10 protein-coding genes and 1 pseudogene are annotated in these 16,735 nt (G+C 67.2%); 6 read left to right on the forward strand and 5 right to left on the reverse strand.

The features are described 5' to 3' along the window. Positions 1–386: 386 nt before the first annotated feature. Positions 387–1,451 (forward strand): annotated as a pseudogene (locus tag ACIQ8J_RS30945) (IS110 family transposase). 251 nt (positions 1,452–1,702) lie between these two features. On the opposite strand, the gene ACIQ8J_RS30950 reads toward ACIQ8J_RS30945, so the two are convergent. From ACIQ8J_RS30950 to ACIQ8J_RS30960, 3 genes are all read right to left on the reverse strand, one after another. Next, positions 1,703–1,888, reverse strand: coding sequence for an ATP-binding protein (locus ACIQ8J_RS30950; RefSeq protein WP_403276953.1), 186 nt, complete (start codon positions 1,886–1,888; stop codon positions 1,703–1,705). A 234-nt stretch (positions 1,889–2,122) separates the two neighbouring features. Then, positions 2,123–2,437 carry a nuclear transport factor 2 family protein gene (locus tag ACIQ8J_RS30955; RefSeq protein WP_403276952.1) on the reverse strand — a complete coding sequence of 105 codons (315 nt, stop codon included), beginning with the start codon at positions 2,435–2,437 and terminating at the stop codon, positions 2,123–2,125. A 76-nt stretch (positions 2,438–2,513) separates the two neighbouring features. Next, a complete protein-coding gene (locus ACIQ8J_RS30960) occupies positions 2,514–3,257 on the reverse strand; it encodes an SDR family oxidoreductase (RefSeq protein WP_403276951.1) in 744 nt (247 codons plus the stop codon). 141 nt (positions 3,258–3,398) lie between these two features. Here ACIQ8J_RS30960 and ACIQ8J_RS30965 point away from each other — a divergent pair, with 141 nt between their 5' ends. The 5 genes from ACIQ8J_RS30965 (at position 3,399) to ACIQ8J_RS30985 (ending at position 8,603) form a co-directional block, all read left to right on the forward strand. After that, complete coding sequence (locus ACIQ8J_RS30965) at positions 3,399–4,247, forward strand: helix-turn-helix domain-containing protein (protein ID WP_403276949.1); 849 nt, start codon at positions 3,399–3,401, stop codon at positions 4,245–4,247. A 127-nt stretch (positions 4,248–4,374) separates the two neighbouring features. Beyond that, positions 4,375–4,806: an Rrf2 family transcriptional regulator gene (locus tag ACIQ8J_RS30970; RefSeq protein ID WP_403276948.1), complete on the forward strand. Its 432-nt coding sequence runs from the start codon at positions 4,375–4,377 to the stop codon at positions 4,804–4,806. 84 nt (positions 4,807–4,890) lie between these two features. Next, the gene (locus tag ACIQ8J_RS30975) at positions 4,891–5,637 is read left to right on the forward strand and encodes an SDR family NAD(P)-dependent oxidoreductase (protein ID WP_403276947.1); all 747 of its coding nucleotides are present in this window, start codon (positions 4,891–4,893) and stop codon (positions 5,635–5,637) included. Positions 5,638–5,879: 242 nt separating this feature from the next. Then, on the forward strand, positions 5,880–7,175 hold the full coding sequence (locus ACIQ8J_RS30980; RefSeq protein ID WP_403276945.1) for an RICIN domain-containing protein: 1,296 nt from the start codon (positions 5,880–5,882) through the stop codon (positions 7,173–7,175). 762 nt (positions 7,176–7,937) lie between these two features. Further along, positions 7,938–8,603 carry a transposase family protein gene (locus tag ACIQ8J_RS30985; RefSeq protein ID WP_403276944.1) on the forward strand — a complete coding sequence of 222 codons (666 nt, stop codon included), beginning with the start codon at positions 7,938–7,940 and terminating at the stop codon, positions 8,601–8,603. 243 nt (positions 8,604–8,846) lie between these two features. Here the strand turns inward: ACIQ8J_RS30985 and ACIQ8J_RS30990 are convergent, their stop codons facing one another. Beyond that, positions 8,847–9,125, reverse strand: coding sequence for a hypothetical protein (locus ACIQ8J_RS30990; protein ID WP_403278092.1), 279 nt, complete (start codon positions 9,123–9,125; stop codon positions 8,847–8,849). 217 nt (positions 9,126–9,342) lie between these two features. Further along, the gene (locus ACIQ8J_RS30995) at positions 9,343–16,566 is read right to left on the reverse strand and encodes a polymorphic toxin-type HINT domain-containing protein (RefSeq protein ID WP_403278094.1); all 7,224 of its coding nucleotides are present in this window, start codon (positions 16,564–16,566) and stop codon (positions 9,343–9,345) included. Positions 16,567–16,735 lie beyond the last annotated feature (169 nt).

A 16,735-nucleotide genomic window follows, 5' to 3' on the forward strand; every position in this document is an offset into this window, starting at 1 on the left:
CTTCGTCAAGGGAGTCATGGGGTCGGTCACCCAAGGCCCCGTCCCGGGGCGGTATTCACCGGCACCGGTTCGGTACGTACGTGTCCCGACAAGGGTCCTGCGACGGCTCGGGGTATGGGTCTCCAACCAGAAAACCCGCCGCGACTGTGAGGATGATCGGGTGCCGCCCCGGACGGCGGTCTGGCCCGAGGTTCGACTGGCGTTGCTGCCTTGCGTTTGATCTGCCGACTGCCGTCTGGGGCGGTGCGTGCTGCCGCCGGACCGGTGGGTGTGTCCCGACAGGGGCCTTCGCGACAGGCACCGTCACAGTCCTGACCACCGCACCCGGCCCGGCGTCGGCCACCGGTGTCCCCCATGTGCTCAGGAGACAGGCGACCGTGCCCAGCATGTCCCGGCCCACCCGCCCCCGTCATCGCACGGCCGAACACGCCGAGGACGTCGTCCTCGGCGTGGACACTCACAAAGACGTCCACGTTGCGGCGGTGATCACGGCTACCGGAGCCATGCTGGACACCCATAGCTTCCCGACGACGCGGGAGGGTTACCGGCAACTTCTGTCCTGGGCACGCGCCTTCGGCCATCTGCAGCGGGCCGGCGTCGAGTGCACCGGCTCCTACGGTGCGGCGCTGACACGGTACCTACACCGCGAAGGCATCACCGTCACCGAGGTCAACCAGCCGGACAAGGCCACCCGGCGCCGGCGTGGCAAGACGGACGCGATCGACGCGGCGGCTGCCGCACAGGCAGTCCTTTCCGGCCGGGCCACTGCCGCGGCCAAGACCAGCGACGGCCCGGTCGAAACGATCCGCATGTCCAGGATGGCCAAAAGCTCCGCGATCAAGTCGCGCTCGCAGGCGATCAACCAGCTCAAGGCCGCCCTGGTGTCAGCAGACCCTGCTCTGCGGGAGTCGCTGACGGGCCTGAGCAACCCCAAGCTCATCCGACGGTGTTCCGAGATGGAACCCACAGAAGGGACTGCCCCAGCATCGGCAACCCGCCACACGCTCCGGCTACTGGCACGGCGGATCCAGCACCTCACCGAGGAGGTGAATGAGCTCACCGCGCGGATCGCCACTGCGATCACGGCCTGCGCACCGAAGTTGTCGGACCGCTACGGTGTCGGCCCGGATACCGCCGCCGCGTTGCTGGCTGCGGCCGCGGACAACCCGGACCGGATGGGCAGCGAGGCATCCTTTGCCGCGCTCTGCGGTGTCAGCCCGGTGGAGGCATCGTCTGGCAAGACCCAGCGCCGCAGGCTCAACCGTGGCGGAGACCGTCAAGCCAACTCCGCGCTCTACATCATCGTCCTGGCCCGCCTGCGCTGGGACGCCCCGACCCGCCGCTAGACGCGCCGCGAAGCCATCCGCTGCCTGAAACGGTACGTCGCGCGAGAGAGTTACCAGACGATCGCCCCGCCCAGGAAGAGCAATGCCCCGTCCTCAACCGGTTGACATCCATAGGGGCATCAAGCTGAGCGGCGAGCAGCTCACCCAACTCGGTATGTACTCGACATAACTGGGCATGTCGACCAGAATGACGGACGGTCGTTTTGCCTCCGTCGTTGACCATACGATCAGGTGATAGTGACAGGGTCCCGGGGCAGGCCGACGCCCCGGGACCCTTGCACGTTGTCGGTGGCGGTTGAACCGTGACCCACTTTGGGCGGGTCAAAAGTGACCCTGGTGTCTTCAGTTGCGTGTGTTCAGTCGTTGTCTTGGGTGTCGGTGGGGATGCGTCCGAGTTCGTGGCCTCGCATGCGATACGAGTCGCCTTTCAGCGAGTGGACCTCGGCATGGTGGACGAGGCGATCGATCATCGCGGCGGCGACGGTCTCGTCGCCGAAGACCTCTCCCCAGCGTCCGAAGGGTTTGTTGCTGGTGACGATCACGGACGCGCGTGCATGCGGAACGCAAGCAGCATCCGGACCGGCTGGTGTTCCAGGGCATCCTCTTCGTGCTGCACCCTCCCGAGGCTGGTTCTTCCGGTGCACCCTGTTGGGTGTGGATCCAGGCGCGAGGGCGGTCGCTCGCTTTCCTGCCCTCGTGGACCTGCCGCTCAAAACTGCCGACCGTTGAGGCGGCCGGGACGTGTTCGTTGGGTTCCCGTGGTGGCCGTTGGTGATTCAGACCTGGTTGTTCCACATGCGGAACATGGTGCATGTGGCGTTCTTGTCGAATGTCACTGTCCAGAGGTTGGCGAAGGTGCCCAGTTCTTCGTAGCGGCCGGTGCCCTCGATCGCGGCGGTGTCGCCGTTGACGGTGAGGATGGTCCACTCGAATTCCCAGCCGCCCTCCTGCCATGGTGTGCGATCGAGCCAGCCGTCGATGATCGCCTCGCGGCCGAACCAGGCGGTCTCGTAAGGCCATTCGTGATATTCGGCGTGCGGGGTGAACAGTGCGGCGATGTCCTTCCTGCTGCTGGTGGTCCAGGCTCGCACGTAGCCTCCGACCCAGTCGCGTACCTGCTGTTCTCTCAACATCGGTACTGCCGTTCCGTGACGCGTGTGCGGGTTTTCATCCCTGGGCCGTGGGCCGGACGACGATTTCGTTGACGTCCACGTCGGCGGGCTGGTCGATGGCGTAGCGGACCGCTTCGCCGATCGCGGTGGCGGGGATCGCGATGCCCATCTGCTCCCGCACCGCGTCCTTGACCCCGCTGTCGCCGATGGACCCGGTCAGTTCGCTCCGGGTCAGGCCCGGGCTGATCACGGTGACCCGCAGTTCCCGGCTCTCCTGGCGCAGCCCCTCCGACAGGGCGCGTACGGCGTGCTTGGTGGCGCTGTAGACGGCTGCGGTCGGGTCGACCCTCAGCCCCGAGACAGAGGAGATGTTGACGATGTGCCCGCGGCGCTGGGCCTGCATGATCGGCAGGACGGCGGCGATGCCGTGCAGGACCCCGCGCAGGTTCACGTCGATCATGTGGTTCCACTCATCGACCCTCAGCGAGTCCAGGCGCGAGAGCGGCATGACGCCGGCGTTGTTGACCAGGACATCGATGCGCCCGTACCGGTCGTGGGCGGCTGCGACGAAGGACCGCACGCCGGCCGGGTCGGTCACATCCAGGCCGAGCGGAAGGGCGCTGCCTCCTCGGGCCTCGATGTCCTTGGCGAGGGCAGCCAGGCGGTCAGTGCGCCGTGCCCCGAGAACCACGTGGTGGCCCGCGGCGGCGAGCGTTGTGGCGGTGGCCTCGCCGATACCGCTGCTGGCCCCGGTGATCAGGACCACCTTCGGAGCGACCGTGGTGGACGAGTTGGACATGGGATTCCCTTCAAAGTGACGACGGCAGCGCGGTGCGGTGCGACGGCCGGTGCTGCCAGGATGTGCCCGATCCCGCGTACGCGGCAGGACGGGGCTTCCTGGGTGCGCCACCCCCAGGAACCGGCGTCGTACGATCGGGGCATGAGCGGCAATGAACTGGGAGAATTCCTGCTGGCACGTCGCTCCCGGCTCAGCCCGACCGACGTGGGCCTTCCCCTTTCCCGGAGCCGCCGCGTCAGCGGACTGCGGCGCGAAGAGGTCGCCGTCCTGGCCGGAGTCAGCGCCGACTACTACACCCGTCTGGAACAGGGCCGCGAGCGACATCCCTCCGGCCAAGTCGTCGATGCCCTCGCACGGGCCCTGCGGCTGGAGCCCGACGCCTGCTGGCACGCCTACCGCCTGGCCGGGCTCGTACCGGGACACCAAGTCTCCTCCCCGGACGAGGATCAGGTGGCGGCGGAACTGCTGCAGCTGATGGATGCCTTCCCCGCGGCGGTTGCGTACGTGGTCAACCGGCGCCTGGACGTCCTTGCCTCGAACGCGCTCGCCGACGCCCTGCTTTCCCCGCTGGAGGATTCACGGAGCATGGCCCGGTCCCTGTTCTGCGACCCCGCGGCCCGTGAACTGTTCGCCGACTGGCACGCCGTGGCCCGTGACACCGTCGCCGCCCTGCGGCTGGCCCACGGCCATGAGCGCAACGACCCGCGCATGCGTGCCCTGATCGACGGCCTGCTCGCACAGAGCGAGGAGTTCGCGGCGCTCTGGAGCCATCAGGACGTCAGTGGCCTGGGCAGCAAGTCCAAGACCTTCCACCACCCGCGGGCCGGACGGCTGACACTCACTTACCAGACGTTCGAGGTCCAGAATGCCCCTGGCCAGCATCTCCTGGTCGGGACAGCCGAGCCCGCAAGCCCCGACGCCCACCGCCTGGCCTCGCTCGGCGCCCATCTCACCTCAGACGACCGGAGCGGCACGGCCGACTGGCGGTGAAGAAGACCGCAGGGTCCGTCGCGCTCACTCCCCGAACGGGCCTCTGTCCGGGCAACCGGCCCACCGCACTCACCGAAGACAGTCATAACTGTTATTGTTACAACCTGAACAGGAGGTGGTGGATGACATGGGGGCCAACAGCAGGCTGACCGTTGCCGCGCACACCCTGACCTGGATCGGGCTGTATCAGCGGCGCGGCCATGAGGTCGCGACCTCCGAGCAGATCGCGACGAGCGTCAACACCAACCCCGTGGTGATCCGCCGCCTACTGGCCCAGCTGCGCAAGGCCGGCCTGGCCGACTCGCGAAGAGGCGCCGGGGCCGGCTGGGCGCTGTCGCGGGACCTGTCGGCGATCACCCTGCTCGACGTCTATGAAGCGGTGGAGCAGGGGCCGATCTTCGCCCTGCATCCCGCCGAACCCGACCCCGGGTGTGTCGTGGGCCGCGGCATAGCGCCGGTGCTGGGCGTCGCCTACGACGGCGTCGAGACGGCTCTCCGCGCGGAATTGGCGAGAACCACGCTGGAGGATGTGCTGCGCGACGTACTGAGAGACGCCTAGCTTCGGCCGCGGATCGCGGTGGGGCGGCGCTTTTTGCGCCCCGAATCGTAACAACACCAGTTACATCAAGCATCGGAGAATGTCATGGGACAGCTGGACAACAAGACCGCCCTCGTGACCGGGGCCTCCACCGGCATCGGCCTGGCCATCGCCCGCCGATTCGCCGCCGAGGGAGCCACCGTCTACCTCACCGGCCGCCGCAAGGCCGAACTGGAGAACGCCGTCGAACAGATCGGCGACCACGCCATCGGCATCCGGAGCGACGTATCAAAACTCGACGACCTCGACCGGCTCTTCGCCGAGATCACCGAACGCAGCGGCCGTCTCGACATCGTCGTGGCCAACGCCGGCGTCGGGGACTTCGGCCCGCTCGGCAAGATCACCGAGGAGGAGTACGAACGCACCACCTCCATCAACCTCAAGGGCACCGTCTTCACCGTCCAAAAGGCACTTCCACTGCTCTCGGCCGGCGCCTCGGTGATCCTGCTCTCCTCCAGCGCGGCCCTGCGCGGTGCCCCGGGCCTGGGCATCTACGCCGCCACCAAGGCCGCGATCCGCAGCCTCGCCCGCACCTGGGCCGCCGAACTCGCCGACCGCGGCATCCGCGTCAACGCCCTCACCCCCGGCCCCGTCACCACCCCCGGCGCCGACGAACTGCGTGCCGCACTCCCCCGAGACGGCCAGGCCGCCAAGCCCGCCGCGCCGACCCCGCTCGGCCGCGCCGGCCGTCCCGACGAGGTCGCCGCCACCGCCCTTTACCTGGCCGGGGACCAGAGTTCCTTCACCACCGGCGCGGAACTGTACGTCGACGGCGGCGCCACCCAGCTGTAGACCGCGACGGACTGCGGCGACGCTCTCGGCGAGCCCCCCCCTCGTGCGTGAACCGGCGAGCGTCGCACAGCCGCAGGCCGCATCAGCTCCGGCGACCTGCGAACTCCCCGATGAATCGATCTCGATCAATGTCGCTCGGCCTCCGACCGAGGTAGCCGGGAGGAAACCCTTCCCCCGCTTTCGCGGGCAACTGCCCCGAAGACACCTGGTGTTGCGGGCGAGGTGACAGGAAATTGGTGGATATGCAGCATGCAGAAAAGACAACACCAGCGGCCTTACGGCACATCGGCGTCCGGCGCGGGTTGATCGCGCTGGTGATGGGCGCCCTGTGCGCCGCCTTCCTCCTGGTGGGCGGAGGCACCGCGTCTGCGGCGCCGCCGGACTCGAACCGGATGGCGACGTGGAACATGCAGCGGTCCTCCGGCCGCTGGACCTACGCGCTGGACCTGTCCGACAACGCCAGCGTCGTCGCCCTGCAGGAGGCGTCCATCACGCCGCCTGCAGGGGCGGTGTCGCTGGGCCGGATCGGCCGCAACATCCGCACCTACCGGATCCCCCCGACCCGCACCCGCGGTGAACGCTTCCTGTACATCCTCTATCAGGGCGCCAACCCGGCCCGGGGTGTGAATCCCGCCATGATCACCTCGTTCCAGCCCGACCGGGTCGAGGAGATCCCCGGCGTCTACCGGTCCGCCCTCGGCGTCGTACGGCAGGCGGACAACACCCTGTTCGCCTCCATCCACGCCAGCGCCAACGGCGGCACCGACGCCGCCTCGCTGGTGCGCCGCGTCGCCACCCGCTCCCGGCAACTGGCCCTGGCAAGCTGGGTGGTACTCGGCGACTTCAACCGGACGCCCCGCTCCCTGCCCGTCGGCGGAACCACCGGCATCCCCGCCAACGCGCACATCTACGAGAACGGCGGACCCACCCAACTCAGCGGAGGACACCTCGACTACGCCGTCTCCAACGTCCTGACCCAGAACTGGCAGGCAGCCCGCAGAAACCCACGCGGCAGCGACCACTGGCCCATCACCTTCTCCTCGCTACGCGCCGGAGCCGGCCCCGCCCGCTTCACCCTCGGCGACAACGGAGGCAACGGCAGCGTCCTCGACGTCTACCAGGCCCGCAAAACCAACGGCACGCACATCATCCTCTACCACCCCGACAACGGCACCAACCAGCAATGGACCCTGCGCCCCGACGGGGGGCAGAACCGGTCCAACCGCATCGTCAGCGTGAACAGCGGCAAATGCATGGACGTCGACAACGGCACCGCGAGCAGGGAGGGTTCCCAGATGAACATCTGGGACTGCCACCGCCACGGCCCCACCACCGACACCCAGAACTTCATCCTGGAACACCCCCTGCCACTGTTCCCGAACCTGACAACCATCACCAACGAGAGGACCGAATTCCTGCTGAACATCGTCGGCAACGGCACCGCCGACGGAACCCCCGTCATCCAGTACGAGCAGCAGTACGGCCCCCTGCCCTTCCCCGCCGACAACGAAGCCTTCTACCTCCACCCCACCAGCTAACCCCCGATCCCACAGGGCCTGTGTCACACCGACAGAGCCGGCCTGACACAGGCACCCTGCCCGCACCCGCTCACCGCCGGCATTGTCCACCATCCGACCGGAGACGGCCTGGTCACCAGCGAGCCCACTGAACCCAGCTCGGACGAACGGGGCACCACGCACACCTCCCCCGTCGGCTGCGACGACCCCACAGGCAGGTGGGGACCGGGGATAGGCGCGCAGTCCGCTGGAGACCGCTCTCGCCGGCGGGGAGCGTTTGCAGGGGCAGCAGGTGGGCGGTTTCGACCCGGCGGTCGTGGACGAGGCGGCCAGGTCTAGGCTGCCCGAGACCGGGCAGACGCTGTGCGATCAGCCGCCTCGATGGCCCTGGAGTGCACCGTGTGCCCTACCCCCACAAGACCCGGTGGGTGGTGTGCATTCGCAGGCGCCGGAGCGCCGCCAACCGCCTCACGAAGGTGCTGACACCGACACACAGCCGACGTGGAGGCCTCACCCTCGTACAGGGTGACACGGAACTGTTCTCGGCCTTGCACCCGGACACGGGCGCTATCTCATGACACATGATCACTTCTCGCGGGTGGCTGCGCGCCGCCACCGCCCTTGCCGGAATCTCCGCCGTCCTTGCCCCTGCCGCCCCGGCTTCCGCAACCAGCGCCGCCGCCCCGTCACAGTCCGCCCCGGCGCTGCGGCGGGCACTGCCGGAACCGCCTCCGGCCGACGTTGCCCGCGATGAGCTCGGCGACCTGAACGTCGAGGCGCCGCATGCGACGGCCGGCTACAGCCGGGCAGCGGTTCGCGGACATGGCCGCCGCCAACGGAATATCCGCCTCGACCGTGCGCCGGTGGCTGCTGGAGGTCATTCACCTCCTGGCCGCCCGCGCGACGCGCCTGGACCGCGCGCTCAAGAAGACCGCGAAAAGCGGCAGCATCGTCGTGCTGGTCGACGGCACCCTCATCCCCACCCAGCGCCGCCGCGGACGCGAGGACCGCAAGAACTACTCCGGCAAGCGGAAAATGCACGGCCTGCACCTGCTCGCGTTGACCGACGAGTACGGCAACTTGATATGGGTCTCGGCCACGCGCCCGGGCCGCACCCACGACGTCACCGCCGCCCGGCACGACCACCTCACCGCCCACCTGCGCGAGGCCGGCCTGGCCGCCTTCGCCGACCTCGGCTTCCTCGGACTCGATGACGACAGCGAGAACCCCACCGTGATCACTGGCTACCGCGCCAGCAGGGGCCACCGCCTCACGACCGCCCAGAAGGAGACGAACCAGCTGATCGCCCGCGAACGCGCCGCCAACGAGCATGCCTTCGCCGACCTGAAACGGTGGCGCGTACTCATCGAGCTCCGCCTCGATCCCCGCCACGCGACCGCACTCCTGCGGGCCCCGCTCGTGCTCACGAAAGCCGAGGTCAGGCGCTGAATCGATACGGCAGACGATCACCGCGAAACGATCAAGCTCCCGGCCTGCCCGAGTTCCTCAACAAGGAGTCACACCACCCCCGCTGACCAGCCACCTTCAAGATGAAACGGCTTCATAGAGATAACGCAGGAGGCGCAGTCAGGCGTCTCGTCGTCCTGGATCCAGTCGGGCTCGCCTCCAAGCTGCCCGCCGATCTCCCCCTGCCTATCCGCAGGCGTGGGCCGCGATGCTTTCGGTCTCGACCTACTTAACCCCACGGAATGGGCCGAAACGGGAAGGCGCGTCTACCCACTCATTATCTTCATGCCAGTCGCATTGGGTGGCAAGAATATAGCCAACACCGCCACTCAGAATGAACAGCTTAAACGGTTCACTTGGGGTTAGAACAATCCCAAGAAGCTCACGATCCCTCTCGAAATCACCTTCGTCGATCACCAGGCGCTCAAATTTTGCCGGTACGCTCATATGCCGAACGTTGGAAAACAGCACATCGATGCGCTTATCCGAGTCAAACTTCGGCACACTCCGCAAAAGAAGCTGGGAGTAACTAAACGAATAATTCCAGACCTTAAATTCTCGATCCCACCCAACCAACTGCATACAATACCTCTCTCGCGAATATCTACCTTCGCCGCATTGGAGCGGCATCTGCGACACCGAATGACACGGCCAGACCACTAAAGATTCCCGACGTTAGCGCCACAGGCGCCAACTCAAAGATGACTTTTGCCTGATCGGCCTATCCGCCCCTCAGGACGCTAAAGTTGGGCATTGTCAAATCCGAGGTGACATTTTCTCCGCCATGCCAGAAGGTAATTGATTCCCAAGACCGGTTACCAAGCCTCACTGATTCGCCAACGATATTCATTTCTCGTTGAGTAGTTATCCAGTTGCCGCCAACTCGACCTTCCTTGTAGAAGTCTTCAAATACTTCCTGAAGGGTCCCGCGCTTCCCATTCGACATCTTGAAGCCATCCAGGACGATGTGAAGCCGTCGAGACGGTTGCTCATGCGCAACACTTCTGACTGACGACAAGGCATCTTCTCGCGATTGGTCGAGAAAGTGCTCATGCCCATTAGAATCAGCGAAATTCCGGAGGTCCCCTTCTTCTCGCAAGCCAAGTGCCACATCACAGTTGTGAACCAGGACCGGCGCAGCCCCCGCCAGCACATAGTACGTGTGGAGTTGGTTGACCGTCAGGTTGTGGGTGGTGACGGTGTACTGGTAGTTGCGGACCGTCTGGATGGTGAGGAGGGTGCCGTCGGGCTGGCGGAGGTGTTCACCGACCTGTAGTTCGCCGGCGTCGATCCACTGGTGGCGGGTTTCGCTCCAGTAGGGGTGGTGGTGGGTGGAGGTGATCTTCGCGGGCGGGCCGCGGGGGTTCGCGTCGTTAGTGAGGGTGAGGTCGGTGAAGTCCTTGTCGTCGGGGGTGGTGATGGTGTCCGTGACGGTTTCAGGCCGAGTTTCCCCGGTTTGTGGGTCGGTGGCTACCACCCTGTCGCCGGTGTGGATATCTTCCAGCGCCTTGGTGGTGCCGTCAGCCATCAGCACCAGGGTGCCGGTGGGGAAGCTGTTGCACGTGGCGGGAGCGGATTCGCTCTCCTTGCCAGCGCCCTTGGTTTCCGCGTCGTCCGCAGCCTTCGCGGACTTTGACTCCGTACTTGCCGCGTCGCTGGCTGTCTCCTTGGCTGCCTTTTCTTCAGCCGCCTTGGCTGCCGCCTTCTCGGCGGCCTTCGCCTCTTCAGCTGCCCTCTTGGCGCGGGTTACCGCTTCGGCTGCTCTGGCGGCGACGCGTTCGCCCGCGCGGATGGCGTCGTAGGCCTTGTCTATTTCCTTGTAGATCTTGAAGGCCTTGATGCCGATCTTGATGGCCTTGAAGATCTTGCCCCAGGGGACAGCGCCGAGGGCGGTGTTGATGCAGGCCATGACGTCGCCCTTGGTGAAGCAGTCGCGGGCGTCGTTGTAGCCGATGAGGTCACCGATCATGTCGATGACCTGGTGCTTGATGTCGTCGCGCTTCTCTTTGGCCCGGGTGACGGTGGTAGTGGCCTGGTCCAGGGCGGTCTCGGCGTTGGTCACCGCCGTGTCCGGTGTCGCCGCCGCCTTGTTCTTGTCCGCGTAGTACTGATTGACCTCCTGGCACTCGACAGGGCTGTCGCAGCCCATGCGAAGGCCGTTGGCGTCGGTGCGGTTGACCGGGCTGTTGTCGGCGTAGGCGTACGCGTTCCACTGCTGCGGATCCGAGCCGTCGAGGATGGGGTCGGGGCTGATGAAGCGTGCCGTCTTCGGGTCGTATTCGCGCGCCCCGAGGAGGGTGAGGCCGGTGGCCTTCTCCTTGGTTCCGCCGACGAAGCCCTTGTCGCCTGCCCACGCGCCTTCCGCGGGCTGTGTGCCGCGTTCGTTGCCGAACGGGTCGGTGGGGCGGCGGGCTTGGGACAGATCGTATGCGTTGAACTGGACGCCGTTGGTGCCGTGCGGGTCGGAGGCCTGGTAGGCGAGGGTCGACTTGCCGGCGGCGATGGTGCGGGTGATGGAGAGGCCGCCTGGGGCCGCGTAGGTGCGGACATCGGTGACCTTGCCGGTGGCGGTGTCGAGGGTCAGCTGGTCGGGGCCGAGGTTGAGCGTGGTCTTGCCCGGGTCCCGGCGGATGAGCTGGTTGCCTGCGGTGTCGTACAGGTAGCTGGTGCCCGCGCTCTCACCGCTGCCGGTGATCTTGTCGAGCTTGCCCTGACCGTTCCAGGTCAACGTCTTGGTGCCTGGAGTGCTGGTGATCGACGCGGTGTTGCCAGTCGCGTCGTACGTGTACGAGGTCACCTGCGTACCGGACGGACCGGTCTCGGTCGACGACATCAAGGCGTGCGGGCCGCCGGTGCCGCCACCTGTCTTCGGGTCAAAGGAAGGGGTGTTGAGGCCGGTGCCGAAGGTCTGGTTGACCGTCACGTCCTTGGACGCGTCACCGGTGATGTCCTTCTTCACCAGTTGGGTGCGGTTGCCGAGTTTGTCGTAGGTGTACTTCTGCCAGTACGGGGCAGGACCGCCGACGCTCGGCTTGCCCGTGCCGTCGACAGCGGGACCGTCGGTGTTGGTGCAGGTGCCGATGCCGCGGACGCTCGGCTGGGGAGCGGTGGCCTGGGTACCGGTATCGGTCCAGGCCTGAGTGAGGCGGCCGAGGTAATCGTGGGTGAAGCACTGCAGGTCGGAAGCCACGCCGTCCTGGGCGTCACGGACAGAGGTGACCTGGCCGAGCGGGTTGTAGGTGTAGTCGCTGACGTCGACGCTGGCGGTCGGCGCGTTCTGCTTGTCGAGCGTGGAGCGGATGACCCGGCCGGTGGAGTTGTCGTAGTCCTGGGTGGAGACGATCTGGGCGCCGGTGGTGCCAACCGTGGTGCGGATGGCGCGCCCGTAGGGGTCGTAGCGCAGGTCTACGACGTAGGGGGTGCGGGTGAGGCCGGTCTTGCCGTCCAGGGACGTCATGTTGCCGCCGACGTCGACGCCGTAGTACAGGGTCTCGGCTGCTATGCCCGCTACCGGAGGCAGCTTGGTGGTCTGCAGGTGACCGAGCGCGTCATAGGTGTTGCTGGTCTCGTAGGTGTTGGCGAGGCCCTTTTCGGAGGTGGGGATGGTGGTCTTGCTGCCGAGCGGACGGTATCCGCCGTCGTACCCCGTCGCCTGCGAGACATACGCATCTCCGCTGGCTCCGCCGACAAACCGTGTGGTGGAGGACGGTTTACCAAGGGCCAGCGTGTCGTAGGTAGTCGCGCCGACCTGCTTGGCCGGGTCGACCGCGCTGCCCTCGTAGGTTGCGGTGGTGCGGCCCAGCAGGTCGACAACGCTGGTAGCGCTCTTACCCCGTGCATCGGTGGCCGTGACGAGGTTCTTCGTGTCGTCGTAGACGGTCGTGGACGTACCGGCATCCGGATCGGTCGACTTCACCGTGCGGCCGAGCAGGTCGTAGGCGAACGTCCACTGATTGCCCGCGGAATCCTTACGCCACAGCTCCTTGCCCTGGGCGTTGTGGCCGTAGGTCGTCTCGTCGTAGGCGCCGGTGGGGGTGTTGGACTGGTACTGGCGCAGCGCGACCGTCTGGCCGGTGCCGTCGGTGATGGTCGCGGTGGCGTAGCCGCCCTTGGGCGGGGTGGAGCGGGTCTCGTCCGCGCCCGGGTATTCGGTCTTCGAACGCCACTGCTCGATGCCGTAGGACTGGAAGACCGTGTCGGTGGTGCGGCCCAGGCCGTCGTAGACCTGGACGGTCTGCGCCGGGATCTTGCTGTCGGGGTTGACGCCGCCGTTGGGCAGGAACAGCTGCCCGGCCGGGGCGGCTTCGTTGTTGTAGTAGGCCGCGCTGGTCTTGGTCTGCCAGCCGTGCGAGTCGAACAGCGCATCGGTGATGGTGCGGCCGTAGGCACCCGAGGGGGGCATGGCCTGGGTCTGGCGGATGCGGCCGAGGCCGTCGTAGATGGTGAAGGTCGAGGTGTAGGTGGGAGCGTCGTCGGTGAGCGCCTGACTCAGCACGGTGGACGGGGCGTTGGTGCCGTTCATCGCGTACGAGAACTTGCGCGTGGCCGCAGCGCCTGCCGCGCGGTTGGCGCCGGGCTGCCATACGGCGGCGACTCGGCCGAGCGCGTCGTAGTCCTGCTCGGCGACGTGGTTGTTCTCGTCGGTCTGCTTGGTCGGGATGGCACGGCCGATGTCGAGGGTGGTGGTCGCTTTCCAGCCCAGCGGGTTGGTGTGGACGATCTGGTTCGGGAGCGCGCCGGTGGCCGGGGTGTAGTCGGTCGTGGTGGTCGCCCCGCCGGGGTGGTTGGCGTCGGTGCGGGTGGGGTCGGTGGTGCTGGTGACCCGGCCGTAGTCGTCGAAGGTAGCGGTGGCGTTCTTGCGGTACACCGGCTTGCCGTCGGTGTCGTAGCGCTCCAGGACGTCGGTCGCCGTCTGCTCGGCGGTTGCGCCGGTCTCGCCGAGGGGCTTGTTGTCGAAGTAGGAGTGGGTGTCGGCGGCGGTGTTGGCGGCGGTCGGCGTCTGGTCGCAGGCGCCGGAGAGGGTGAGGGTGTGCGAGGCCAGTTCGGTGACGGTGCCGCCGGGCCCGCTGGCGTAGGTGAACGCGGTGCACAGCCGCTGTTCGGGGTGGTCCAGGTCGCTCTTGTCGTCGACCTGGACCGGGCGGGCTGCGAGGGTGGTGTCGTAGGTGGAGGTGCGCTCGGCGGTGCGCCAGTCGCCGCCGGCCAGCTTGGAGTAGGCGGTGACCTTGCCGGTATTGACGGCTCTGGCGGTGACGTCGGGCATGCCGCCGGACTGTGCGCGGGTAGCGGTCACCGCGCCCTGCCAGGGGGTGGTGATCTCGCTGCTGACCAGGTCGCCGCCGTCGCGGTCGTAGGTCTGGGTCTGGCGGACGAAGCCGGACAGCACGTTGTCGTCGGTGATGCTCTGGACCTTGGCCGTGGTCCCCGGTGGAGCCACGTCGACAGTGACGCTGCGCTTGGAGCCGTTGGCGAGGATGTCGCCGTCCATGCCGCGCAGGTAGGTGCTGACGGTCTTGGTGCGCGGGGCCTCGGTCAGGTTGCCGGTGCCGGTGCGGGTGGTGACGGTGGCGTAGCCGCGGAACTGGTCCCAGGTGCGGGTCTTGGCATCAGTGAGCTCGGAGTCGTTGCGGTGCCAGGCGATGCCGCCGCCGTACTCGTAGTCGGTGACCTTGGTGGTCGCGGTGCCGAACGTGTCCTGCTCGGTGACGCTCTGCACGATGGTCTTGTTGAACCAGTCGTCGACCGGGTCCGGGTAGGACTGGCCAGGCAGATACCACTTGACCGGCATGCACGCCATCGCGTTGCTGTCCGCGGAGGACGGCATCGTCTTTTTCGTGCGGGAGCACTCGGCCGGACGGTAGATCACGTTGATCTTGCCGCCGGTCTCGGTGGTGATGGTCTGGATGCGGGGCCGTTGGTAACTCGGCGCGGAGGCCTCGGTGCCGTCCGGGCGAACCACATTGCCGTCGACCCGGTTCGCGATCTGCAGCGGCTGGAAGGAGACCGGCGGCAGGGTGATGGGAGTTTTGCCGTTGGACCCGGTGCGCTGGATGGAGTCCAGCCACAGCGACGGCGACGTGCCGTCCTTGGGATCCTGGAAGGACTGGTTGAGCGCGAACGAGTCGACGCCGCGGTAGGAGGAGCCGTCGAGGACCTCGGTGTCGATCCGGGTGAGCTGCTTGGTGGTCCAGAACGTCGGCGACAGGTTCAGGCACTGCCCGGTCGCGCCGCAGATCTGGTCGAGCGGGCTGTCCGGCCAGTACGTCTTGTTGGCCTTGGTGCGCTGGTCGTCAGCACAGGTGACGGAACCGCCAGGAACGCAGCGCTCCTTGGTGCGGAACCACACCTGGGCAGCAGGCTTGGCCGTGCCCTTCGCCTTGATCTGGTCGGGCAGGCGCTGGCCGTAGCCGACCCAGGTCGGGTAGCTGCCGCGCTGGTAGACGGTGGGCGTGCCGTTGCCGTTGTTCTGGCCGCCGCCCTTTGCGTAGTAGTTGTCCTCCTGCGCGTAGCGGTAGGTGATCAGGTTCTGGTGGGCGTCAACGACGTAGTCGAGGTTCCACTGCCAGCCCATCTGCGACCAGGAACCCTTGGCCGGGGAGCCGGAACCCAGGCACTTGTCGGCGTCACCAGGCCAGTACACGGGCACGGTGGAGACGGAGTTGGCGGCCGGGTCGCTGCCATCACCGCCAGGCAGGTGGTTGGCACCGAAGTAGAACTGGGTGCCGTCGGTGGTGGTGACCTTGAAGCCCTCACCGCTCCAGGCGCCATTGGCCCGGCCGGTCAGCCGCTCGACTCTGGTGCCGTCCTCACCCTGCAGGTGCCACTCGCACGACGTGTCGTCCCGTACGAGCTGGCCCGCGTGGCCGGCGAGCGAGAGGTTGAGCAGGTCACCGCCCCAGCACTCGTCACCCGAGTCCTTCACACCGGCACTGTCGCAGCTCTTGTACGTACGCGAGATCGACCCCGGGTGGTAGTCCCAGCCGTCGCCGATCCAGCTGGCCTGTGCATTGGTGGAGGCGGTTTTGCCGTCCACGGAGGAGGAGCCGTAGCCGAGCGAGATGCTCGGCGCTGGCCCGGCGATCGCGGACGGCACCTCGACGGTGTAGCCGTAGGTGAAGTTGCCCGCGTTCGCGCCGGCCTGCCAGGACGCCGACGGAGTCAGCGGAGAGGCCTTGTAGTCACCCGTTGAGCCGGACGGCCCCGGCTCAACAGCCAGCACCACACTCTGCGGTGCGGAAACCGCCATCGCCATCGGTGACTTGGCAGTGCCACGCGCCATGCTGAACGGGACCTCGACATCGGCCGTCAACCGGCCCGAGGCATCCCGGTGCGAGGCCACCGGGGTACGCGTCCTGCAACCGGCCGCCTGCGGCGATGCAAGCGCGCAAGCCGGAAGCTGCACGACCCGTGCGCGATCCCCCCAGTTGGCACCCGCCGTCTTGGCCCAGGCAGAGATGTCCAGGGCGACCTGGACCTTGCCGGGAGCCGAACCGGAGCCGGTGTCACTCAGCGAGACGAGGGCGCCGCTGACGCCAGTGGCCGCGGCCTTGCCCGTGTCCGCCACCTCGACGCGCAGCTTGGCATCAGTCGTGGCGCCGGACGTGGAACCTGATGCGAGGCCCGTTCGATTCGGGGTGTGGCCGGGGGCGATCCAGACCGGGAGGCTGCCGGCTTGGGTGGGAGTGGTGGATGTGTTCGACGGGGCAGCAGGCGCCTCGACGAGTGGTGCGGTCACCGCGCCTGACGGTGTGTTCGCGCTGGCCGGCGGCGCCCACTTGTTTCCCGTGTCCGCTTTTTTGGCCTGCGGCTTGAGGCTGGTGCCCTTGACCGGCGGTGCGTCGGGCAGGGGGGTGTTCGGCGGTGTCCAGACCTTGGGCGGGGCCTCCTTCGCCTCGACGGCAGGGAGCCCAGCCCCGGCGAACAGCACCGAGAGCGCGGCGATCACGGCAATCCGTGATCGCCCGGAACCCGAGCGCATGGCAAACCCACCCCGACGAGACAACTGGATCCCCCCACAGGACACAGAAAAACGAAGAACACTGGGCCGGTGATCGACCCAGACCCACGGACCCTAGGGAGCGCACGTTCGATCCGTACAGCAAATTCTGAGAATT

This window comes from Streptomyces sp. NPDC094147 (assembly GCF_044764265.1).
Classification (GTDB): domain Bacteria; phylum Actinomycetota; class Actinomycetes; order Streptomycetales; family Streptomycetaceae; genus Streptomyces.